Source organism: uncultured Flavobacterium sp., assembly GCF_951805225.1.
GTDB lineage: Bacteria > Bacteroidota > Bacteroidia > Flavobacteriales > Flavobacteriaceae > Flavobacterium.
Window position 1 is genome coordinate 1,557,690 of sequence record NZ_OX638201.1, and the last position, 22,623, is coordinate 1,580,312.

Genomic DNA, 22,623 nt, shown 5'->3' on the forward strand with positions numbered 1-22,623 from the left:
TTAAGGCAACAATTAATTTTTTGGTATTTTTATTCTATTCTAAAATTATCAGCGAGAATAGCTCCTTTTTTAATGACAACAATTCCGTCTTTTATACTATACAATTCATTCGTGAAATTATCCAAATGTTTTCCGCCGCTAATATGAACGTTGTTTCCTATTCGAACATTTTTGTCAACCAAAGCATTGTGTATAAAGCAGTTTTCGCCAATTCCTACATGAATTTTATTGTCGCTGCTTTCCTGATGCATTTCATCAAGATCCTGATAAAAATCGTTACCCATTACGTAACAATTTTCAATAACAGTACCTGCGCCAATTCTGGAACGAATACCAATAACAGATCTTTTAATTTCTTTGGCGTTTATAATGCAGCCCTCAGAAATCAGAGATTGATTTATAATTGAATTTCTAAATTTTGATGGGGGTAATAATCTTGGCCTTGTAAAAATCTTGTTCTCATTATCAAATAAATTAAACTCCGGAATATCATCAGTTAAACCGATATTAGCTTCAAAAAAAGATTCAATGTTTCCAATATCTGTCCAATATCCTTCGTATTGATAACTTAAAATTTTATGTTTATTAACAGCCTCCGGAATAATTTCTTTTCCAAAATCCTTCGTTTCAGGATTACACATTAAATCAACCAACAATGATTTATTAAAAATATAAATACCCATCGAAGCCAGGTATTTTTTACCTTTTTCGCGCATTTGATCACTTACTTCAGATTCCCATTCAGGTAATAATGAAGCATTTGGTTTTTCTATAAAAGCCTGAATACGATTTTCATGATCTGTTTTAAGGATTCCAAATTCTGGAGCATCTTTAGCATTTACCGGTAAAGTTGCAATAGAAATTTCAGCATCGGCAGCAATATGAGCTTCTAACATTGCGTTAAAATCCATTTGATACAATTGATCACCTGATAAAATCAAAGCATGATCAAATTCATGTTTCAAAAAATGCGGCATACATTGTCGAACAGCATCTGCAGTTCCCTGAAACCAAGTTGGATTATCCGGAGTTTGCTCAGCTGCCAAAATATCAACAAATGATTGGCTGAAAATACTAAAATTAAAGGTGTTTTTGATATGGGCATTCAAAGATGCCGAGTTAAACTGTGTCAAAACAAATATTTTAAAAATATCAGAATTGATACAATTTGAAATAGGAATATCAACCAATCGGTATTTTCCACCAATCGGAACTGCTGGTTTTGATCTTGTTTCGGTTAATGGAAACAAACGTGATCCTTGTCCTCCTCCTAAAATAATAGCAACTACATTTTTCTTTTTAAATTTCATTTTTCTCAATTATTAGGTTGTATATCTCGATATATTCTTGGCAAACTCTTTCCCAGGAATGATCTATTGCCATTCCCTTCTTTACTATTTTATTGAAATTTATTTTATCGTCATACAACTTGACCGCACGATTTATAGAGTAACAAATATCACCAACTGAAGCCTGATCGTGACAAATTCCGTTTCCATCGTCACCAAAATCAATCACAGTATCTCGTAATCCTCCCGTTCTTCTCACAATTGGAACCGTTCCGTAACGCAAAGCATACATTTGATTTAATCCGCAAGGTTCTACTCTTGACGGCATTAATATATAATCTGAACCTGCATAAATCAAATGAGCCAATTCTTCATTATAACCAATAAAAACATTATAATTTCCATTGTAATCATTTCGTAATTGCACCAATTGTTCTTCAATTAATGAATTTCCTGAACCTAAAATTAAAATATTAATGTTTTCGAAATTTTCTGATAATGCCAATGCTGAAGCTTGCGGCAATAAGTCTCCACCTTTTTCTTCAAATAAACGACCAATGAAACTGAATAATGGTTTTGTGGGATCTAATTCAAATTGCTCACATAATTTTTCTTTATTCTTTTGTTTTCCTGTTTCGAAAGTTTCAACAGAATAATTTTCAGCAATCATTACATCTTTCGAAGGATCCCAAACCTCAATATCAATTCCGTTTAAAATTCCTCTTGATTTATAACGCACAGAATTAAACAATCCCTCTAATCCATTTGCGGAGATATTTATTTCGTTCAAATAACTTGGAGAAACCGTCGTTACGGCATTCGCACATTTAATTCCGACTGCCAGAGAATTTAAAGAATTATTCCATTCTAAAAATCCAACATGAATCAAATCAAATTCCGGCAAATAATGTAATTTATCGAAACCAAACCAACCTTGATACAATCCATTATGAATTGTAATTACCGTTTTTACATTGGCTAAACTTTCATATTTATAAGCATATTTAATCATAAACGGAATTACTCCTGTATGATGATCGTGGCAATTAATAACATCCGGAACAGTTTTTCGTGCCAGAATCCAATCTAAAGTTGCAATTTGAAAAGATAAAAAACGCTCAATATCATCTTCATATCCATAAACATTGGGGCGATTGAACAATTCATTAATTTCTATCAGATATAATTCATACCCCAGCTTATCTGTAGTTTCTTTTAAAACACTAAACGGAAAATTAAAATTTCCCAACTTAACACTTCCCCAATGAACACATTCAAAGTCATTTTCTTTTCTGAATTTAGTATCATAACAAGGTACAACAACTCTCACCTGATGACCGGCATTTGTTTGATATTTAGGTAAAGCGCCAACTACATCTGCCAATCCGCCAACCTTTGCCATTGGGTAACATTCTGCACTGATATGAAATATTTCCATGCTAAAATTTTATAATCGTATTAAATAGTAATTTGTGAATTATTTTTTTCAGTAAACATTCATTAATATGCTACTTTTATGTTTTTTAAATTTAGAAAAAAAATAAGCAAAACTAAGCCCTCAGAAAAAATTTATTGATATGACAAAAAAGGTAACTAATCCTACTAAATCATTAGAAATTCCTCAGTTTATAATTATATCCTGTAAAATATGCGCTTTTATTTCAACCAAATTAGTTACGTCATACGCAGCAAAGCTATTCACCACACCAATAAAACATAAGATTCCCAAACGAGAGTTTGAGATGGATCAAAAATGTACTCAAAAAACTGTTTACGTTCCGGCTATTAATCAAAACGTTGTGACTTATCACTACGGACAAAGTGATAGAAGGATTCTGTTAGTTCACGGCTGGTCAGGACGAGGAACACAATTATTTAAAATAGCAGATGAACTTTTAAAAAATGGATATTCAACTGTCAGTTTTGATGCTCCTGCACACGGAAAATCAAAAGGAAAAACAACAATAATGTCAGAGTTTATTGCTTCGATTTTAGAAATTGATAAACAATATGGTCCGTTTGAAATCGCAATTGGACATTCGTTAGGCGGAATGTCAGTTCTGAATGCAATAAAAGACGGGCTAAAAGTAAACAAAGCAGTAGTAATAGGAAGTGGAGATATTGTTCAGGATATATTAGATGATTTTATTGTAAAACTTGGTTTAAAACAAGAAATAAGTGACCGACTTCGAGATCTTTTTGAGGATAAATATCAAGTAAAAATGGATGACTTTTCAGCTTATAGAGCAGCGCAAAAAGTAAAAATTCCAATATTGGTAATACACGATAATGATGATCCTGAAGTTTCTGTAAAAGCAGGAATTCATATTCATCAACAACTTGAAAACGGAACTTTGTATCTAACCGATGGATTAGGACATAGAAAAATACTTGGAAATCAAAATGTTATTAAAAAAACACTAGAATTCATTAAAACTAACTAATTTTGTTATAGTTACAGTTTTGATTATTAAATTCTAAAGGAAAATAAAATGGATTTATTTGGAGAAACATCTAATTGGGAAACGAAACTTACGCCTATTTTAGACAAATATAAAGGCAAAACACATCCTTTAGAATATCAAAATACATATCAGTTATTGGTTATGGTTGTTTTATCTGCGCAGGATTCTGATGCCAATATTAATAAAATTGCACCAGCTTTATTTGAAAAATATCCAACTTTAAATAGTTTGTCTAAAACTGATCCAGAAACTTTTATTCCTTATATTAGTAAAGTTCGAAATTATCCAACGAAAGCGCAATGGCTTTTGGAAATTGCTAAAACTATTCAAAATGACAAAGATATTCCTCTAAACATGAAGGATTTGACCGCTTTAAAAGGGATTGGAAGAAAATCTGCGAATGTAATCCTTAGAGAAACTCATAAACCTGCTGAAGGAATTATTGCTGATTTACACGTAATTCGTGTAGCTCCGAGAATAGGGATAATAAAAGAAGTTAAAGACGGAATTAAAGTCGAAAAAGACCTGATGCAAGTTTTACCGAAAAATATCTGGTCAGAAATTGGAATGGCAATCTCTTTTTTAGGACGAGAAACTTGCCGACCAAAGCCAAAGTGCGAAGAATGCATAATTGCCGACTCTTGCAATTATTATCTAACAGAAGTTATCTAAAAAACTACTTTCTTCTCGTGTCAATCAGATAAATAATCTTCCAGGAATCTTTTTCTTTAAATAAAGTAAAAGTATTTACACCGGAATGACTCAGTTTATCGTTCAGATAAAATTCATAAGGAGCCCAAACATGCGCCATCGAGCCATCAATTTGAATATTATAACTTAAAATCTTTTCATTAAATTTAAGATTAGAAGGGATTGTTCTAATAGAATTATAAAACTCTTTTGCGCTTTCATCAGTTAATTTATTTCCCTTGGTTTTACTCTCACTAATAGATTGCAGAATAATCTTATCAGAACAAACCGATTTCAGTTTAATCGTATCTTTTTGATGAAATCCTTCAAAAAAAGACTCAATAGTTTTCTGAACATCTTGTTTCTGCGCATTTGCAGATAACCCAAACGATAATGCAATTAATAAAATATATAATCTCATAAAAATCAAATTAAAAGATACAATTTAAACACCAAACTGACTCAAATGATGTTCCAGATGTTTGCTGAACATATTATTCCATTCTCCTGAATGCAATTTTCCAAAAGAAAGAGATTCTTTTCCTTCAAATTCTCCTTCTCCCAATTCTTGAGTTTTATTAATGTAAGCAATTAAGCGATCCTTTTCGATATCAAAATTTCGATCTCCTTTTATTATAAACTGAGGTGCAGTTCCATTATTTCTAGCGTAAGGTTTATCATCTATCACTTTATTTTTTACAAGTAATTTTAATATAAATCTAAAAAAGGTATTAGGTTTTGGATGAATATTGTCATAAACCATTTCATAAGACACATTACAATGAGCCAGCATTTGCGAAACATTCATTTTTCCCCAAAGTGCTTTTGACTCTGGAGTTAGTTTATTGATTCGATTTATAAATTCATTACAAACTTCTTTATCAAAAATGTTTTTCATAATTTACTCTAGTATAAAATTTTGGTATTGATAGTGTCACAAAAATATAAAATCTAACATAAATAAGCATTACGCTAGTAATTTAATTACTTCGCTGAGAATCTCTTTATCACAATAAGTATAAGATAATTTTCAAATAAACGATTCTCAAGCCGTTACTTTTCCACTTTCTAATCAGGGATCCCGAATAATTCATTGTATATTTTATAAACAAAAAAATCCTCATCAAGTAAATGATGAGGATTTTTCAAAAGAAAGGCGACGACATACTCTCCCACATAACTGCAGTACCATCTGCGCAGGCGGGCTTAACTACTCTGTTCGGGATGGGAAGAGGTGAGCCCCGCCGCAATAACCACCTTAAGGTCGTTAGTTGCTTTAGGCAACTTCTGCATTTAATTAAAAATTTAGAATTAAAAATTAAAATTGCAGTAATATCTTAACATACTGAGATAAAGAAAAGTACTTTTATTTACTATTTTAGAAAGTTTCTCCCCGCACCTTGCGGTGCGGGAAAAGGGTGTACATAAGCTTACGGATTATTAGTACTACTCGACTATGACATTACTGCCTTTACATCTATAGCCTATCAACGTGGTCATCTTCCACGATCCTTAAAAGAAATCTCATCTTGTGGTGGGTTTCGCGCTTATATGCTTTCAGCGCTTATCCCTTCCAAACGTAGCTACTCTGCGGTGCCCCTGGCGGGACAACAGATACACTAGAGGTTTGTCCAATTCGGTCCTCTCGTACTAGAATCAGATCCACTCAAATTTCTAACGCCCACAGTAGATAGAGACCGAACTGTCTCACGACGTTCTGAACCCAGCTCGCGTGCCACTTTAATGGGCGAACAGCCCAACCCTTGGGACCTTCTCCAGCCCCAGGATGTGACGAGCCGACATCGAGGTGCCAAACCCCCCCGTCGATATGAGCTCTTGGGGGAGATCAGCCTGTTATCCCCGGCGTACCTTTTATCCTTTGAGCGATGGCCCTTCCATGCGGAACCACCGGATCACTATGCTCTACTTTCGTACCTGATCGACCTGTATGTCTCTCAGTCAAGCTCCCTTATGCCATTGCACTCTACGCACGGTTACCAAGCGTACTGAGGGAACCTTTAGAAGCCTCCGTTACTCTTTTGGAGGCGACCACCCCAGTCAAACTACCCACCAAGCAATGTCCCCCGGTTTCCGGGGTTAGGCCTCAGATAAACAAAGGGTTGTATTTCAACAATGACTCCACAACGCCTGGCGACGCCACTTCACAGTCTCCAACCTATCCTACACATCATTTATCCAAGGTCAATACTAAGCTATAGTAAAGGTGCACAGGGTCTTTTCGTCCCACTGCGGGTAAACGGCATCTTCACCGTTACTACAATTTCACCGAGCTCATGGCTGAGACAGTGTCCAGATCGTTACACCATTCGTGCAGGTCGGAACTTACCCGACAAGGAATTTCGCTACCTTAGGACCGTTATAGTTACGGCCGCCGTTTACTGGGGCTTCAATTCAATGCTTCTCCGAAGATAACATCTCCTCTTAACCTTCCAGCACCGGGCAGGTGTCAGGCCCTATACTTCATCTTACGATTTTGCAGAGCCCTGTGTTTTTGATAAACAGTCGCCTGGACCTCTTCACTGCGGCCAGCTTGCGCTGGCGACCTTTCTCCCGAAGTTACAGGTCTATTTTGCCTAATTCCTTAGCCATGAATCTCTCGAGCACCTTAGGATTCTCTCCTCAACTACCTGTGTCGGTTTACGGTACTGGTACTAATTACCTGAAGTTTAGAGGTTTTTCTTGGAAGCCCTTAGGCGCACTATCTCTTTGTCCGAAGACTCCGAGTACTATCGTATTTCCCCAAAAGATGTGGATTTGCCTGCATCTCTTATAGGTAGGTACTTCAACGAACTATTCCGTCAGTTCGCGGCGCTTTCATCACTCCGTCACCCCATCACAGTAATTAGTAGTACGGGAATATTAACCCGTTAGCCATCGACTGTCCCTTTCGGGTTCGCCTTAGGACCAGACTAACCCACAGCTGATTAGCATAGCTGTGGAAACCTTAGTTTTTCGGTGTGCGGGTTTCTCGCCCGCATTATCGTTACTTATGCCTACATTTTCTTTTCTAACCAGTCCAGCATACCTTACGATACACCTTCAACCCTGTTAGAATGCTCCCCTACCACTTACAATTGCTTGTAAATCCATAGCTTCGGTAATACGCTTATGCCCGATTATTATCCATGCTCGTCCGCTCGACTAGTGAGCTGTTACGCACTCTTTAAATGAATGGCTGCTTCCAAGCCAACATCCTAGCTGTCTGGGCAGACAAACCTCGTTCTTTCAACTTAGCGTATATTTGGGGACCTTAGCTGATGGTCTGGGTTCTTTCCCTCTCGGACTTGGACCTTAGCACCCAAGCCCTCACTGTTATGAAACATTATATAGCATTCGGAGTTTGTCAGGAATTGGTAGGCGGTGAAGCCCCCGCATCCAATCAGTAGCTCTACCTCTATATAACTTTAAGCATAACGCTGCACCTAAATGCATTTCGGGGAGTACGAGCTATTTCCGAGTTTGATTGGCCTTTCACCCCTACCCACAGGTCATCCGAAGACTTTTCAACGTCAACCGGTTCGGTCCTCCACTGTGTGTTACCACAGCTTCAACCTGCCCATGGGTAGATCACACGGTTTCGCGTCTAACACTACTGACTAAAGCGCCCTATTCAGACTCGCTTTCGCTACGGATCCGTGGCTTAACCACTTAACCTTGCCAGCAACGTTAACTCGTAGGCTCATTATGCAAAAGGCACGCCGTCACCCCACGAAAGGGCTCCGACCGCTTGTAAGCGTATGGTTTCAGGATCTATTTCACTCCGTTATTCACGGTTCTTTTCACCTTTCCCTCACGGTACTGGTTCACTATCGGTCTCTCAGGAGTATTTAGCCTTAGCGGATGGTCCCGCCAAATTCAGACAGGGTTTCACGTGCCCCGCCCTACTCAGGATACCACTATCTATTATACTCGTTACCCATACGGGACTATCACCCTCTATGGTGTCACTTTCCAGTAACTTCCGGTTCCTTGTACATAAAATATCGTGGTCCTACAACCCCAACAATGCCGTAACATCATTGGTTTGGGCTAATCCGCGTTCGCTCGCCACTACTTACGGAATCACTTTTGTTTTCTTCTCCTCCGCCTACTTAGATGTTTCAGTTCAGCGGGTTTGCCCACCTATCGGTGTACTATGTCTTCAACATAGTGGGTTGCCCCATTCAGGTATCTACGGATCAATCGGTGTGTGCCCGTCCCCGTAGCTTTTCGCAGCTTATCACGCCTTTCATCGCCTCTGAGAGCCAAGGCATCCCCCATACGCCCTTATTTTGCTTATTGTACCAATCATAAAATCAATTATGACCGTTTTTTTTTGTCTTTTGTTACTTGTATTACTACTATAACAAAAAACGCTTTCTACTTTTTATTATTTTCTTATCTCAATATGTCAATGAACTTTTATTTACTATCTTCACAGTAAATCAGTGGAGAATAACGGAGTCGAACCGTTGACCTCCTGCGTGCAAGGCAGGCGCTCTAGCCAGCTGAGCTAATCCCCCATTTTTAAATGATGAGTTATAAATTATGAGTTATGAATGCTCATAAACGCTCAACTTCTAAAATTTCCTTTTTTTTAAGTATCTCAGTCTTTTTAACTTGTTTTTTATAACTTATAATTCATAATTTATAATTAACAATTTAAATAGTAGTCCCGGGCAGACTCGAACTGCCGACCCCTACATTATCAGTGTAGTACTCTAACCAGCTGAGCTACGAGACTCTGTTTTACTTAAAATTTATTATTTGAATTAACAGCAAGAGTAATTGAATCCTTAAATTCAGAATACACCTTAATAGCATCTTTTTTCCTCAACGTGTTGATAAATCAACTAACATTTGAGGCTCTAGAAAGGAGGTGTTCCAGCCGCACCTTCCGGTACGGCTACCTTGTTACGACTTAGCCCTAGTTACCAGTTTTACCCTAGGCAGCTCCTTGCGGTCACCGACTTCAGGCACCCCCAGCTTCCATGGCTTGACGGGCGGTGTGTACAAGGCCCGGGAACGTATTCACCGGATCATGGCTGATATCCGATTACTAGCGATTCCAGCTTCACGGAGTCGAGTTGCAGACTCCGATCCGAACTGTGACCGGTTTTATAGATTCGCTCCTGGTCGCCCAGTGGCTGCTCTCTGTACCGGCCATTGTAGCACGTGTGTAGCCCAAGGCGTAAGGGCCGTGATGATTTGACGTCATCCCCACCTTCCTCACAGTTTGCACTGGCAGTCTTGTTAGAGTTCCCGACATGACTCGCTGGCAACTAACAACAGGGGTTGCGCTCGTTATAGGACTTAACCTGACACCTCACGGCACGAGCTGACGACAACCATGCAGCACCTTGTAATTTGTCTTGCGAAAGATCTGTTTCCAAATCGGTCAAACTACATTTAAGCCTTGGTAAGGTTCCTCGCGTATCATCGAATTAAACCACATGCTCCACCGCTTGTGCGGGCCCCCGTCAATTCCTTTGAGTTTCATTCTTGCGAACGTACTCCCCAGGTGGGATACTTATCACTTTCGCTTAGCCACTGAAATTGCTTCCAACAGCTAGTATCCATCGTTTACGGCGTGGACTACCAGGGTATCTAATCCTGTTCGCTACCCACGCTTTCGTCCATCAGCGTCAATCCATTAGTAGTAACCTGCCTTCGCAATTGGTATTCCATGTAATCTCTAAGCATTTCACCGCTACACTACATATTCTAGTTACTTCCTAATAATTCAAGTTTAACAGTATCAATGGCCGTTCCACCGTTGAGCGATGGGCTTTCACCACTGACTTATTAAACCGCCTACGGACCCTTTAAACCCAATGATTCCGGATAACGCTTGGATCCTCCGTATTACCGCGGCTGCTGGCACGGAGTTAGCCGATCCTTATTCTTACGATACCGTCAAGCTCCTTCACGAAGGAGTGTTTCTTCTCGTATAAAAGCAGTTTACAATCCATAGGACCGTCATCCTGCACGCGGCATGGCTGGATCAGGCTTGCGCCCATTGTCCAATATTCCTCACTGCTGCCTCCCGTAGGAGTCTGGTCCGTGTCTCAGTACCAGTGTGGGGGATCTCCCTCTCAGGACCCCTACCCATCGTAGCCTTGGTAAGCCGTTACCTTACCAACTAGCTAATGGGACGCATGCTCATCTTTTACCGTTGTGACTTTAATTATAAAATGATGCCATTTCATAATACTATGAGGTATTAATCCAAATTTCTCTGGGCTATCCCTCTGTAAAAGGTAGATTGCATACGCGTTACGCACCCGTGCGCCGGTCTCTAATTCCGAAGAACTATACCCCTCGACTTGCATGTGTTAAGCCTGCCGCTAGCGTTCATCCTGAGCCAGGATCAAACTCTTCATCGTATATTTTAATATTATATATTCGACGCTATCTCTAGTGGTTCTTTTCAAATCTTACGATTCTATTACTCTTATTCTTTTGTTTTAACATCTCTGTTAAAACGGCTGTCAATTCAATATGTCTACGAACGTGTTTCTTTCTTGTTTCGCCTGTATCTCAAAGCGGGTGCAAAAGTAGAAAACTTATTTCTAACTGGCAAATGTTTTTTGAAGTTTTTTTTAAGAAAATTTTCTTCTCTCTAACTTCTCAAACCTGCCAATCTTTCAATGAACTTTCCCTGTTTTGCGGGGTGCAAATGTAATATCCCTTTTCGAATCTCACAAGCTTTTTTAAATCTTTTTTTGAAAATAAATTTTCAGTTTCAATTCCTTTGCTTGCCAGTATTTCTGTGAACGTATATCGCTGTTGCGGGTGCAAAAGTAGGTAGTTTATTCAGTTAAACAATACCTTTTCCAAACTATTTTTATTCTTTTTTCTAACTGACTGGTTTCGCGTTTTTTACACATCAAACTTTTTTTGAGGTTTTGCCAGTTTTGAGCGTTTTTGCCGTTTTTCGGTGGTTTGCCGTTAAAATACTAAGATGCAAAGGTTCTTTTTTCTGCGGTTTTGCTCAGGTTTTTTAATCGCGCAAAGACGCTAAGGCGCTAAGTTTTCTCTTTTGGAACGTATTTTCTTCTCAAATCCTCTGCCCTAGCCCCGATAGCAGGGGAAATCCTTTTGCTTTTTTCTTTAAAAAGCAAAAGATTGGAACGGATAGCGGGAAATAGCTCCTTATTCCAATAATGCTTCTTGAGAACCTTCGGTTCATTCAGAGGGATGAAACTTTCTCTTATATATAGAGTGGATCTTTGTCTTTATATATTAGGTACCAAAAATAAACCCGACAGGTTTTGAAAACCTGTCGGGTTGTGGGATGATATTCTTCCTTATATATAAGGAGTGAATTATTTTTTAGTTTGTGTCTTCGCTTTTTCTTCCCAAGTATTCATCAAATCATTGTAGTCTATGGGATTCGCTGGTTTTTGATTCGCTAATCTACCAGATTCGAAAGCGCGTTGAAGGATGGTTTCTATTAAATAGTCTTCGTTTACTTCAAACGGTTTATATTCTTTCTTTAAACTTATATCGAATAAATTGGCTGTTGTATTAGAAACAAAGGCTTTGAATCCGCTTTTTAAGGTTCGGATTAATTCATACGTTGTGATTCCGGTTTGTCGATTGATTAACTTTACAAGTATTTGACCTTGTCTGCGGGACAATTTCTTTAATCTGTCTTCAAATTCATTATTAAGATAGTCTTCAACAATCTTGAAATACTTCTTTTTTTCGCGATTGGTTTTTAATCGTGCCATTCCCTGATTTAATGCCGTCAATCTATCTGCTGCAAGTTTAGCATACGGATATACTTTATAGACACGGTTTTGAAGTATCAAAAATTGCTTTTGTGCTTCGGGATCGAGCTTTTCTTTAGAAATAATAATCTCAGGTAATTGAATTGTATCGTTCAAAATAGAATCCTGCTCAGTTAATATATAACCCATTTCCTCATTTGGTTTTGGGGTAACCTGAGCTTGACTTGTAAACGAAATCAATGTAAAGAATAAAATAATGTAGGTAAATCTCATTGAGTCATAATTTAAATGTAAAATTATATATTTATATACAACTCTAATACCAAATTTATAAATTAGCAAAAAAATATTTTTATGAGTACTGAATCTATCTTAAAAGATACCTCTATTGCTTTCCTGGAAAGCTACCTAAATAATGCCTCGCCGACAGGATATGAAAGTGAAGGCCAGAAACTTTGGATGAATTATTTAAAGCCTTACGTTGATACCTTTATCACTGATACTTATGGAACTGCTGTTGGTGTTATTAATCCTGATGCGCCTTTTAAGGTTGTAATTGAAGGTCACGCAGATGAAATTTCATGGTATGTAAACTATATTACTGACGATGGTTTGTTGTATGTAATACGTAATGGTGGTTCTGATCATCAGATTGCGCCTTCTAAAAGAGTTAATATTCATACTAAAAAAGGAATTGTAAAGGGTGTTTTTGGATGGCCGGCAATTCATACTCGTTTACGTGACAAGGAAGAATCTCCAAAAATCAGTAATATTTTTATTGATTTGGGTTGTGAAACCAAAGAGCAAGTTGAAGCAATGGGTGTTCATGTAGGTTGTGTGATTACATATCCTGATGAATTCATGATTTTGAACGAGAATAAATTTGTTTGTCGTGCGATCGATAACAGAATGGGCGGTTTTATGATTGCCGAAGTAGCTCGTTTATTAAAAGAAAACAAAAAAGAATTACCTTTTGGTCTATATATTGTAAACTCTGTTCAGGAAGAAATTGGTTTGCGTGGAGCTGAAATGATTGCTCAAACTATCAAGCCAAATGTTGCTATTGTAACTGATGTTTGCCACGATACGACTACTCCAATGATTGATAAAAAAGTTGAAGGTGATCTTAAAATGGGTCGCGGTCCCGTTATTGCTTACGCTCCAGCGGTTCAGAACAGACTTCGTGATTTAATTGTTGATACTGCGGTAGAAAACAAAATTCCGTTTCAGCGTCATGCAACTTCACGAGCTACCGGAACTGATACTGATGCATTTGCTTATAGTAATGGCGGAGTGGCGTCGGCATTGATTTCTTTGCCTTTGCGTTATATGCATACAACTGTAGAAATGGTTCACAGAGAAGATGTTGAAAATGTGATTCAATTGATTTATGAGTCATTATTGAAGATCGAAAACAATGAAACTTTCTCTTATTTTAAATAAAAAACAGCATTAAAACATCAATTCGGTTGTTTTAGTAATAACCGAATTGATTTCTAAAAAAATATGAAGCTACTATTACTCGAAGACGATTTTACTTTGTCCAAAGAAATCTCAGCGTTCTTTACTTCAAAAGAATTCGAGTGTTTTCCTTATTATGACGGTTCTTTATTATTAAAAAAGTACTTTCCTTATGAATACGATTTAATTATTCTGGATATTAATGTTCCCGGGATTAATGGCATCGAAGTTTGTAAAGGGATTAGAGAAATCGATAAAAAGACTCCAATAATTATGCTAACGGCTTTTAGCGAAATCGAAGACAAACTTGCTTCTTTTGATAATGGTGCGGATGATTATTTGGTAAAACCTTTTCATTTTGAAGAATTATATGCTCGAGTTTCTTCTTTATTACGACGAAAAGATATTCCGCAGCAAAGTGAAAAGAAATTATTGATTCAGGATTTGGAGATTTTAGAAGATGATATGAGAGTTTATCGCTCTGGCGAAGAAATAAAACTTACTCCAAAAGAATTTAAATTGATTTTGATTTTGGCTCATGCCAAAGGAAAAGTTTTGTCCAAACAATTTATTGCAGAGAAACTCTGGGATTATCATATCGAAACAAATCAGAATACGATTGAAGTTTATATTAACTTTCTAAGGAAAAAAATAGACAAAGACCACGAAACAAAACTTATTCGGACCAAAATTGGATACGGATATTATTTAAGCGATCAGGAATGACTTTAAAAAATCGAATATCATTATTAGTTAGTTTATTATTTACAATCCTTTTTGGGTTGGCTTCTACTTTGATATTTGTTTTGTATTCTAATTTTCGAAAGGAAGAATTTCGCGATCGTCTGGAAATAAAGGCACTTTCGAACATTAAACTTTTAGTGAATGTAAAGGAAGTCGACGATCAACTTTTGAAAATGATCGATCAAAATTCCATCAATAAATTATATGACGAGAAAACGTTGGTATTCGATTCTCACTACAAACTTATATATAGCAGTATTGACGATGCCAGAATCAATTGGTCTATTGATGATTTAAAATACCTGAAAAAGCATAAAACTTTCTTTAAACAACAAGGTAATTATGAAGTTTATGGTGTTTTTTATGATACTAAAGACAGAGATTTTTATGCCTTAATATCAGCAACAGACGATTATGGTCAAAGAAAACTTTTATTCCTGAGATATACGCTCGTAATCTCTTATATTTTCTTTACGTGTATTTGTTGGGTTTTAACGTCTTTTACAGTCAAAAAAGCGATGAATCCGTTAAGTTCTTTTCATCAGAAAATTAAAAATATAAACGAGAATAATCTTGATACCCGAATTGCATCTAAAAGCAATAAAAACGAAATTGACTTGATTGCAAATGAGTTTAACTTTATGATGGATCGGATTGAGATTTCTTATCAAAAACAAAAAGAGTTTACCGCGCATGCTTCTCATGAACTCAGAACTCCGTTGTCGAGAATTACTTCGCAAATTGAGAATATTGTAGCTAATGATAAAACTCCGCCCGAAAGTAAATCGTTTCTAAAAACAATTTTATCCGATGTAAATCAATTAACTGAGCTTATTAACTCGTTGCTTGTTTTATCTAAAATTGATTCGAAAAATTTCAAAAATAATGAAGTTCATCGCATTGATGAGATTCTGTTTTCGGCAATAGAAAAATTAAATAAAAGCTTTCCGGATTTCGTTATTCTGTTTGAAATCGAAGAAAATGACAATTTAGATACCGCATTAGAAATCGAAGGAAATAAAAATCTATTAGAAATCGCATTAAGTAATGTTTTGAAAAATGCTTGTGTTTACTCTGATAATAAACAAGCAAAAGTTAAAATTAGTACTGAAGAAAATCATCTAGTTATTTCGGTTTTAAATACTGGTAAAACGTTAAATGAAACGGAACAGCAAAATCTTTTTGAGCCCTTTATGCGTGGCGAAAACTCAAAGGGAACTACTGGTTTTGGATTAGGATTGCGTATTGTACAGCGTATTCTAAATCTTCACGACGCAACTATAACTTACACGGCTACAGATATTAACACGAATTTATTTCAATTATTTTTTCATTTATAATTTATTTTAAGGTATTTTTAAGGTAGAATTTAAGGCGTCTTAAAGTCTGCTGATAGAATATTTGTATAAAATAAATTTGATACAATGAGAAAACTATGTGCACTTCTATTGCTTGTATTATTCAATCAAGCGATTACGGCTCAAAAAACGGTCACACTTCAGGATTGTGAGAGTCAGTTTCTTAAAAAGAATCTTTTTTTGTTGGCATCACAGTATAATATCGATGCTTCGAAAGCACTAACCATTCAAGCCCGTATTTGGGACAATCCCACGATCAGCGCAGAATTAAATGCCTACAATCCCGAAAGAAATCAATATTTTGATATTGGAAAAGAAGGACAAAAAGCATTTGGCATTGAGCAGCTAATTTACTTAGGCGGAAAAAAACGTAACGAAGTTAAACTGGCTCAAACCAATGAACAATTGGCCGAATTGCAATTTAATGATTTACTGAGGACTTTAAAATTGCAGCTTCGCAAAAGTTTTTACACTGTTTACTACAACACAAAGAATCTTGAAACTACAGACAAGCAGATCGCGCACATTGAAGATTTGATCAACTCCTACTCTGTTCAGGTTCAAAAAGGGAACATTGCGCTAAAAGATTTGGTTCGTTTACAGTCTTTGTATCTAAATTTTAAAAACGAACGAATGGAAGTTGTCAATGATAATATTGAAGAACAGGCAAATTTGAAATTACTATTGAATGAAACCGAAACTGTCGTTCCAAGCGTTCCTGATGGTGAGTTTAATAAATACTTAAAAACGATTGCTTTTGATTTAAAGTCTTTCGAAAGTGATGCTATTCTTAATCGCCCGGATTATTTGGCTAAACAAAAAGAAATTGACGCTAATACATTAAATGTAAAATGGCAAAAATCTCTTTCTATTCCAGATATAACTGTTGGTGCAAACTACGATCAACGTAGTGGTGCTTTTAATAAAGAAGCTAATTTGACTTTGGGGATTCCGTTGCCACTTTGGAATAAAAACAAAGGAAACATTAAATATGCTCAAACAATTCTGGAACAATCTAAAGTTGATAAACAAAATTTTGACTTGCAATTACAAACCGAAATTACATCAGCATGGAATAAATGGGATGAATCGCGTAAAAATTATGTGGTTATAAAACCAACCGTTAATTCTGATTTTGAAGCGGTTTACAATGGAATGCTAAATAATTTTCAGAAGCGAAATGTTAGTTTATTAGAGTTTACTGATTTTATGGAAAGCTACAATCAAGCTTCAATTCAAGTAAATGAATTAAAGAAAAAAGTAGTGCTTTCAGGCGAAGAATTAAATAGTACAATCAACAAAGACTTATTTTAAAACCAAATAAAGATGAAACATAAACTAATCATAGCAATTGCAATCGTAAGTCTGTCAATTGCAAGCTGCAAAAAAGAAGTTGAAAATCCAGACACAAATGCCTCTTTTGCTTTAAGCGATGCGATGCTGAAAACTACAAGAATGTCAGAAGCTCAAAATCAGCCTGTAAAAAATCAATTGAGTTTTTATGGAAAAATTACTGCCGATAATAATAAAGCCATCGATGTTTATCCGCTAGTTGGCGGAAGCGTTATAAAGGTAAATGTAGAACTTGGTGATTATGTAAATAAAGGACAAGTTCTCGCAACAATTAGAAGTACTGATATTGCAGATTTTGAAAAACAAGCCATTGATGCAAAAAGTGATTTATTGGTAGCCAAAAACAGTTTGAAGGTTGCTCAGGAATTATTTGACGGAAAATTAAATTCTGAAAGTGATGTTCTTCAAGCGAAATCAGAAGTAAATAAAGCACAATCTCAATTGAATAAAATTCAGGAAACTTATAAAATTTACAACATCAAAGCGGGTTCTATTTATGAAGTTACCGCGCCAATAAGTGGTTTTATAATTCAAAAAAGTATCAATCAGGATATGCTTTTGAGAAACGACCGTTCTGAAAACATTTTTGATATTGCAGAAATCAGTGAAGTTTGGGCAATGGCAAATATTAACGAAATGGATATCAATAAAGTAAAACTTGGAATTGATGCCGATGTAACTACTTTAAGTTATCCTGATAAAGTTTTTAAAGGAAAAGTTGATAAAATCTTCAACGTAATTGATCCGGAAACTAAAGCGATGCAAGCCCGAATCAAATTGCAGAATCCCGGTTATATGTTGAAACCAGATATGAATGCAAGCATCAAATTATCGTTTAATGAAGATAAATCGATGATTGCAATTCCTAGTAAAGCAATTGTTTTTGATAAAAGTAAAAACTTTGTAATGGTTTTTAAAGATCGCCATAATATAGAAACCAGACAGGTCGAAGTTTACAGAGTTGTTGGCGACACAACTTATATTTCTAGCGGTTTAAAAGAAAATGAAAAAGTAATTACCAATAATCAACTGTTTATTTATCGCGCTTTAAACGACTAACAAGATGGAAAAGTCTGTAAACATATTGAGTTTTGCAACGTTGTTTTTTTCAGCGTTATCATTTTCACAAGAAACAGATTCGATACGAAAATATAGTCTGAAATTTCAAATGACTTCTATTTATCAATATCATCCAGGTTTTAGCGCCAATTATTCCGGAACAAATAGTATGAATCCCAAAGAAGAAAGTGCGCTGTCATTGACTTCAACTTTATATCTTGATGTTCCGCTTTGGAAAGGTGCTACTGCAACTTTCAATCCTGAAATGTCAGGAGGACAAGGTTTATCACAAGCCAGAGGATTAGGAGGTTTTCCTAACGGAGAAACTTTTAGAATTGGAGACACAAAACCTGTTGTTTATGTTGCACGAATGCTTCTGGAACAAAAGTTTAAGCTTGGCGATAATAAGGCATTGCAATTGGTTTTCGGAAAGTTTGGATTATCAGATTACTTTGATGACAATACATATTCACATGATCCCAGAACACAATTTCTAAACTGGTCTTTGATGACGCACGGAGCTTGGGATTATGCCGCGAATACTCGAGGATATACAGATGGATTGTATGCTAATTATCAATTTGATAGCTGGCAAGTGCGAGCTTCTTTGACTGCCTTGCCAACATATGCCAATGGTCCAAATGTCGAGTTTAGTTTTAAAGATTCAAATGCTATAAACGTAGAAATTGAAAAGAAAATAACTTTCAAAAACAATGATTCCGGTAATATCAAATTGTTAGGTTTCCGAAATGTAGCCGGAATGGGAAATTATGATGAAGCGTATTCAAATTTTACTACAATTCCAGATATTAAAAGTACAAGACAAAATGGTCGTACTAAATATGGCATTGGTTTAAATATGGAATATACGCACAGCGATACTTGGGGACTTTTTGCAAGAATGAGTTATAATGATGGTAAAAACGAAACCTGGGCTTTTACAGAAATTGACAGATCGGCACAATTAGGTATTAGCTTAAAAGGAAAAATATGGAACCGTCCTGACGATTTTGGCGGTATTGCTTTAGTTGCAAACGGATTATCGAATCCGCATGAAGAATATCAGAAACTTGGAGGAAATGGTTTTATGATTGGTGACGGAACTTTGAATTACGGAATCGAACAAATCGCCGAGGTATATTATTCTTTTTTAGTTCCTAATACACATATTTGGCTTTCGCCCGATTATCAATTTGCCATGAATCCTGCTTATAATAAAGATCGAGGTCCGGTTAGTTTTTTTGCAATACGATTTCATACAGAATTCTGATCTTGAATTGCAATCAGAATTTATACTAAGAATGCCAATATTATAATTAAAAAATAAAAATTCATCATTAAAAATACTTTTTAAAATGAACAAATTCATACGAAATATTATTGCTTTTTCACTTAAGAACAAAGCATTTACATTTTTTTGGGTGGGAATATTGGCAGTTGCCGGATTTATTTCTTTCAAGAATATGCCTATTGACGCTTTTCCGGATGTAACTAACACACAGATAATTATCATTACACAATGGAATGGTAAAAGTGCCGAAGAAGTAGAGCGTTTTGTCACCTCGCCTATTGAAATCTCTATGAATTCGGTACAAAAAAAGACCAGCGTTCGTAGTATAACGATGTTTGGTTTATCTGTAATCAAGATTATTTTTGATGATGGTGTCGATGATACATTTGCGCGTCAACAAGTAAATAATTTATTGAAAAATGTTTCTCTTCCAGATGATGTCGAACCAGATGTTCAGCCGCCTTATGGACCAACCGGAGAAATTTTTAGATATATTGTCAAAAGTGACAGTAGAGACAGTAGAGAATTACTAACGTATCAAAACTGGATTATTGACAAACAATTGCGTTCAGTTCCTGGTGTTGCAGATTTGAATGTTTTTGGTGGTCAGGTTAAAACGTATGAAGTTGGTGTTGATCCTATAAAATTGGCTAAATATAATATTACGCCGTTACAAGTTTATAATGCTGTAAATGCCGGAAACTTGAATGTTGGTGGAGATGTAATCGAGAAAAATGGACAAGCATTTGTGGTTCGTGGTGTCGGGCTTTTGAAATCAATTCCTGATATCGAAAATATTATTGTTGATGATGCGCACGGAAATCCAATTTTAGTAAAAAATGTTGCTTCAGTTTATGAAAGTTCAATGCCTAGAGTTGGTCAAACCGGAATTGGCAAAAATGATGATGCCGTTGAAGGAATTGTTGTAATGCGAAAAGGTGAAAATGCTCAGGAAACACTTGCATTAATTAAAGATAAAATAAAGGATTTAAATGAAAATGTACTTCCAAAGGATATAAAAATTGAGACTTTCTACGATCGTGATAATTTGATGAATTTCACGACCGAAACGGTAATGCATAATTTATTCGAAGGAATTATTCTGGTTACTTGTGTCGTATTTCTTTTTATGGCCGATTGGAGAACAACATTCACCGTTTCGATCGTTATTCCGTTATCCTTATTGTTTGCGTTTTTATGTCTCAAAATGATGGGAATGAGTGCGAATCTATTAAGTTTAGGTGCAGTCGATTTCGGAATTATCATTGATGGAGCTGTCGTTATGGTCGAAGGTTTGTTTGTAGTTCTTGATCATAGGGCGCATCAACTTGGAATGGCAAAATATAATAAAATCGCAAAAGGTAGTTTGATTAAAAAAACCGGAACTGAAATGGGTAAAGCCATCTTCTTTTCTAAACTTATTATTATTACAGCGTTATTACCAATATTTTCATTCCAAAAAGTAGAAGGAAAAATGTTCTCTCCTCTAGCCTACACTTTAGGTTTTGCCTTAATGGGAGCTTTACTTTTTACTTTGACATTGGTTCCTGTGCTATCACATATTCTTTTGAATAAAAATGTAAAAGAGAAAAACAATCCTTTTGTGAATTTTTGGGACAGAATAGTTGGTAAAGGTTTTGCGTGGACTTTTAAACATAAAGTAAAAACACTTATTGCTTCTGTATCTTTATTGGCAGTGGTTTTCTTCTCGGCAACTTTTCTGGGAACTGAGTTTTTACCACAATTAAATGAAGGCGCATTATGGGTAACTGCCGAATTGCCAATGAGTACTTCGTTGCCTGAAAGTGTACAAACGGCGTCAATGATTCGAAAAGATCTTGAAAGTTTTCCTGAAGTAAAAAATGTTTTATCACAAACCGGAAGAAGTAACGATGGAACAGATCCAAATGGTTTTGGTTTTATTCAGCTTCAGGTAGATTTAAAACCTAAATCAGAATGGAAACGAAAAATTAATATGGACGAACTGATCAACGAAATGGATCAGAAACTAAAAGTTCATCAGGGAATTACCTATAATTATTCGCAGCCTGTTATTGATAATGTCGCTGAATCTGTGGCTGGTTTTAAAGCTTCAAATGCAGTTAAAATATACGGAGACGATCTTGATAAACTAGATGAATTATCGAATGAAGTTCTGGCAAAAATCAAGGATATTCCTGGAATAAAAGATGCCGGGATTCTTAGAAATGTCGGTCAGCCGGAAATCAGTGTGGTTCTGGACAGAGAAAAAATGGCTGCTTACGGAGTTACTTTAAGCGATGCTCAAGCCGTTCTGGAATTGGCTTTTGGAGGAAAAACTGCCACTCAAAAATATGAAGATGAGAAAAAATTTGATGTACGAGTTCGTTTCTTAAAAGAATACCGTAAAGACGAATTCGATCTTGCCGAATTAAAAGTGCCAACAATAAGTGGCGTAAAAATTCCGCTTAAAGAAATTTGTGATATTAAAACCGTTACAGGTCCCGCTTTTATTTACAGAGATAATACGAAACGTTTTATTGGTGTAAAATTCTCTGTTCGTGATCGAGATTTAGGAAGTACAATCGCCGAAGCACAGAAAAAAGTGTCTGAATTAAAAATGCCAACAGGTTATACAACTGGCTGGACTGGAGAATTTGAAAATCAAGTTCGTGCCAGTGCACGTTTGGCACAAGTAGTTCCAATTAGTTTAATCGGGATATTTGTTCTGTTGTTTATTTTATTCGGAAACATCAAAGATTCTCTTTTAGTTCTTGCGAATGTTCCTTTTGCAGTAATTGGAGGAATCATCGCTTTACATCTTACAGGAATGAATTTTGGAATCTCGGCAGGGGTTGGTTTTATTGCTTTACTTGGAATTTGTATTCAAAACGGAGTTATTCTAATATCCGAATTCCATCATAATCTCAAAGCGAAATTCACACTCGAAGAATCCATATTTATGGGAGTAAAAGCAAGAACAAGAGCTGTAGTTATGACTGCTTTAATGGCTTCTATAGGTTTAATGCCGGCAGCAATATCTACCGGAATTGGTTCTGAATCACAAAAACCATTAGCAATTGTTATTATTGGTGGTTTGGTTACAGCAACAATTCTGACGTTATTGGTATTCCCAATTTTATTTTGGGTATTCAATCGTAAAAAACATATCAAAATTGAGTAAAATATTGAAGAGTA

At 36.1% G+C, this 22,623-nt stretch carries 14 protein-coding genes, 2 tRNA genes and 3 rRNA genes; 9 read left to right on the forward strand and 10 right to left on the reverse strand.

The features are described from left to right. Window positions 1–29: 29 nt before the first annotated feature. Both WN975_RS06710 and WN975_RS06715 read right to left on the reverse strand, forming a co-directional pair. Window positions 30–1,310, reverse strand: coding sequence for a glucose-1-phosphate adenylyltransferase (locus WN975_RS06710; protein ID WP_099712880.1), 1,281 nt, complete (start codon window positions 1,308–1,310; stop codon window positions 30–32). Continuing rightward, the gene (locus tag WN975_RS06715; protein ID WP_337965826.1) at window positions 1,300–2,727 is read right to left on the reverse strand and encodes a glycogen synthase; all 1,428 of its coding nucleotides are present in this window, start codon (window positions 2,725–2,727) and stop codon (window positions 1,300–1,302) included. The genes WN975_RS06710 and WN975_RS06715 overlap by 11 nt, the downstream gene beginning before the upstream one ends. A gap of 139 nt (window positions 2,728–2,866) precedes the next feature. Between WN975_RS06715 and WN975_RS06720 the strand changes: the two genes are divergently transcribed. Further along, the gene (locus WN975_RS06720) at window positions 2,867–3,733 is read left to right on the forward strand and encodes an alpha/beta hydrolase (RefSeq protein WP_337965827.1); all 867 of its coding nucleotides are present in this window, start codon (window positions 2,867–2,869) and stop codon (window positions 3,731–3,733) included. 48 nt (window positions 3,734–3,781) lie between these two features. Beyond that, window positions 3,782–4,426, forward strand: coding sequence for an endonuclease III (gene nth / locus WN975_RS06725; RefSeq protein ID WP_337965828.1), 645 nt, complete (start codon window positions 3,782–3,784; stop codon window positions 4,424–4,426). Between the two features lie 4 nt (window positions 4,427–4,430). On the opposite strand, the gene WN975_RS06730 is transcribed toward nth, so the two are convergent. From WN975_RS06730 to WN975_RS06765, 8 genes are all read right to left on the reverse strand, one after another. Further along, on the reverse strand, window positions 4,431–4,865 hold the full coding sequence (locus WN975_RS06730) for a nuclear transport factor 2 family protein (RefSeq protein WP_337965829.1): 435 nt from the start codon (window positions 4,863–4,865) through the stop codon (window positions 4,431–4,433). A gap of 24 nt (window positions 4,866–4,889) precedes the next feature. Continuing rightward, window positions 4,890–5,342, reverse strand: a complete 453-nt coding sequence (locus tag WN975_RS06735) for a DUF1569 domain-containing protein (protein ID WP_337965830.1) — start codon at window positions 5,340–5,342, stop codon at window positions 4,890–4,892. Between the two features lie 253 nt (window positions 5,343–5,595). Next, window positions 5,596–5,705 (reverse strand): 5S ribosomal RNA (gene rrf / locus WN975_RS06740). A gap of 159 nt (window positions 5,706–5,864) precedes the next feature. Further along, a 23S ribosomal RNA gene (locus tag WN975_RS06745) occupies window positions 5,865–8,746 on the reverse strand. A gap of 147 nt (window positions 8,747–8,893) precedes the next feature. Further along, window positions 8,894–8,967, reverse strand: a tRNA-Ala gene (locus WN975_RS06750). 147 nt (window positions 8,968–9,114) lie between these two features. Continuing rightward, window positions 9,115–9,188: transfer RNA gene (locus tag WN975_RS06755), tRNA-Ile, on the reverse strand. A gap of 128 nt (window positions 9,189–9,316) precedes the next feature. Then, window positions 9,317–10,830: ribosomal RNA gene (locus WN975_RS06760) — 16S ribosomal RNA — on the reverse strand. Together the 16S, 23S and 5S rRNA genes with 2 tRNA genes alongside form the textbook arrangement of a ribosomal RNA operon. 942 nt (window positions 10,831–11,772) lie before the next feature. Then, window positions 11,773–12,453, reverse strand: a complete 681-nt coding sequence (locus tag WN975_RS06765) for a DUF4294 domain-containing protein (RefSeq protein ID WP_337965831.1) — start codon at window positions 12,451–12,453, stop codon at window positions 11,773–11,775. An 81-nt stretch (window positions 12,454–12,534) separates the two neighbouring features. On the opposite strand from WN975_RS06765, the gene WN975_RS06770 reads away from it, so the two are divergent. The 7 genes from WN975_RS06770 (at window position 12,535) to WN975_RS06800 (ending at window position 22,609) form a co-directional block, all read left to right on the forward strand. Further along, complete coding sequence (locus WN975_RS06770; protein WP_099707949.1) at window positions 12,535–13,623, forward strand: M42 family metallopeptidase; 1,089 nt, start codon at window positions 12,535–12,537, stop codon at window positions 13,621–13,623. A gap of 63 nt (window positions 13,624–13,686) precedes the next feature. After that, entirely contained in the window at window positions 13,687–14,367 is a 681-nt protein-coding gene (locus tag WN975_RS06775) for a response regulator transcription factor (protein WP_337965832.1), read from the forward strand. After that, window positions 14,364–15,725 carry a HAMP domain-containing sensor histidine kinase gene (locus WN975_RS06780; RefSeq protein ID WP_337965833.1) on the forward strand — a complete coding sequence of 454 codons (1,362 nt, stop codon included), beginning with the start codon at window positions 14,364–14,366 and terminating at the stop codon, window positions 15,723–15,725. The genes WN975_RS06775 and WN975_RS06780 overlap by 4 nt, the downstream gene beginning before the upstream one ends. 84 nt (window positions 15,726–15,809) lie before the next feature. Beyond that, entirely contained in the window at window positions 15,810–17,057 is a 1,248-nt protein-coding gene (locus WN975_RS06785; RefSeq protein WP_337965834.1) for a TolC family protein, read from the forward strand. 12 nt (window positions 17,058–17,069) lie between these two features. Next, on the forward strand, window positions 17,070–18,155 hold the full coding sequence (locus WN975_RS06790) for an efflux RND transporter periplasmic adaptor subunit (protein WP_337965835.1): 1,086 nt from the start codon (window positions 17,070–17,072) through the stop codon (window positions 18,153–18,155). A 4-nt stretch (window positions 18,156–18,159) separates the two neighbouring features. Continuing rightward, window positions 18,160–19,425, forward strand: coding sequence for a carbohydrate porin (locus WN975_RS06795; protein ID WP_337965836.1), 1,266 nt, complete (start codon window positions 18,160–18,162; stop codon window positions 19,423–19,425). An 85-nt stretch (window positions 19,426–19,510) separates the two neighbouring features. After that, window positions 19,511–22,609 carry a CusA/CzcA family heavy metal efflux RND transporter gene (locus WN975_RS06800; RefSeq protein WP_337965837.1) on the forward strand — a complete coding sequence of 1,033 codons (3,099 nt, stop codon included), beginning with the start codon at window positions 19,511–19,513 and terminating at the stop codon, window positions 22,607–22,609. Window positions 22,610–22,623 lie beyond the last annotated feature (14 nt).

Excerpts from the sequence above, each read along its gene's own strand:
- WN975_RS06790 (WP_337965835.1), top strand. The coding sequence starts at position 17,070 with ATGAAACATAAACTAATCATAGCAATTGCAATCGTAAGTCTGTCAATT.
- nth (WP_337965828.1), top strand. The coding sequence starts at position 3,782 with ATGGATTTATTTGGAGAAACATCTAATTGGGAAACGAAACTTACGCCT.
- WN975_RS06800 (WP_337965837.1), top strand. The coding sequence starts at position 19,511 with ATGAACAAATTCATACGAAATATTATTGCTTTTTCACTTAAGAACAAA.
- WN975_RS06710 (WP_099712880.1), bottom strand. The coding sequence starts at position 1,310 with ATGAAATTTAAAAAGAAAAATGTAGTTGCTATTATTTTAGGAGGAGGA.
- WN975_RS06795 (WP_337965836.1), top strand. The coding sequence starts at position 18,160 with ATGGAAAAGTCTGTAAACATATTGAGTTTTGCAACGTTGTTTTTTTCA.
- WN975_RS06765 (WP_337965831.1), bottom strand. The coding sequence starts at position 12,453 with ATGAGATTTACCTACATTATTTTATTCTTTACATTGATTTCGTTTACA.
- WN975_RS06780 (WP_337965833.1), top strand. The coding sequence starts at position 14,364 with ATGACTTTAAAAAATCGAATATCATTATTAGTTAGTTTATTATTTACA.
- WN975_RS06715 (WP_337965826.1), bottom strand. The coding sequence starts at position 2,727 with ATGGAAATATTTCATATCAGTGCAGAATGTTACCCAATGGCAAAGGTT.
- WN975_RS06785 (WP_337965834.1), top strand. The coding sequence starts at position 15,810 with ATGAGAAAACTATGTGCACTTCTATTGCTTGTATTATTCAATCAAGCG.
- WN975_RS06770 (WP_099707949.1), top strand. The coding sequence starts at position 12,535 with ATGAGTACTGAATCTATCTTAAAAGATACCTCTATTGCTTTCCTGGAA.
- WN975_RS06730 (WP_337965829.1), bottom strand. The coding sequence starts at position 4,865 with ATGAGATTATATATTTTATTAATTGCATTATCGTTTGGGTTATCTGCA.
- WN975_RS06775 (WP_337965832.1), top strand. The coding sequence starts at position 13,687 with ATGAAGCTACTATTACTCGAAGACGATTTTACTTTGTCCAAAGAAATC.
- WN975_RS06735 (WP_337965830.1), bottom strand. The coding sequence starts at position 5,342 with ATGAAAAACATTTTTGATAAAGAAGTTTGTAATGAATTTATAAATCGA.
- WN975_RS06720 (WP_337965827.1), top strand. The coding sequence starts at position 2,867 with ATGACAAAAAAGGTAACTAATCCTACTAAATCATTAGAAATTCCTCAG.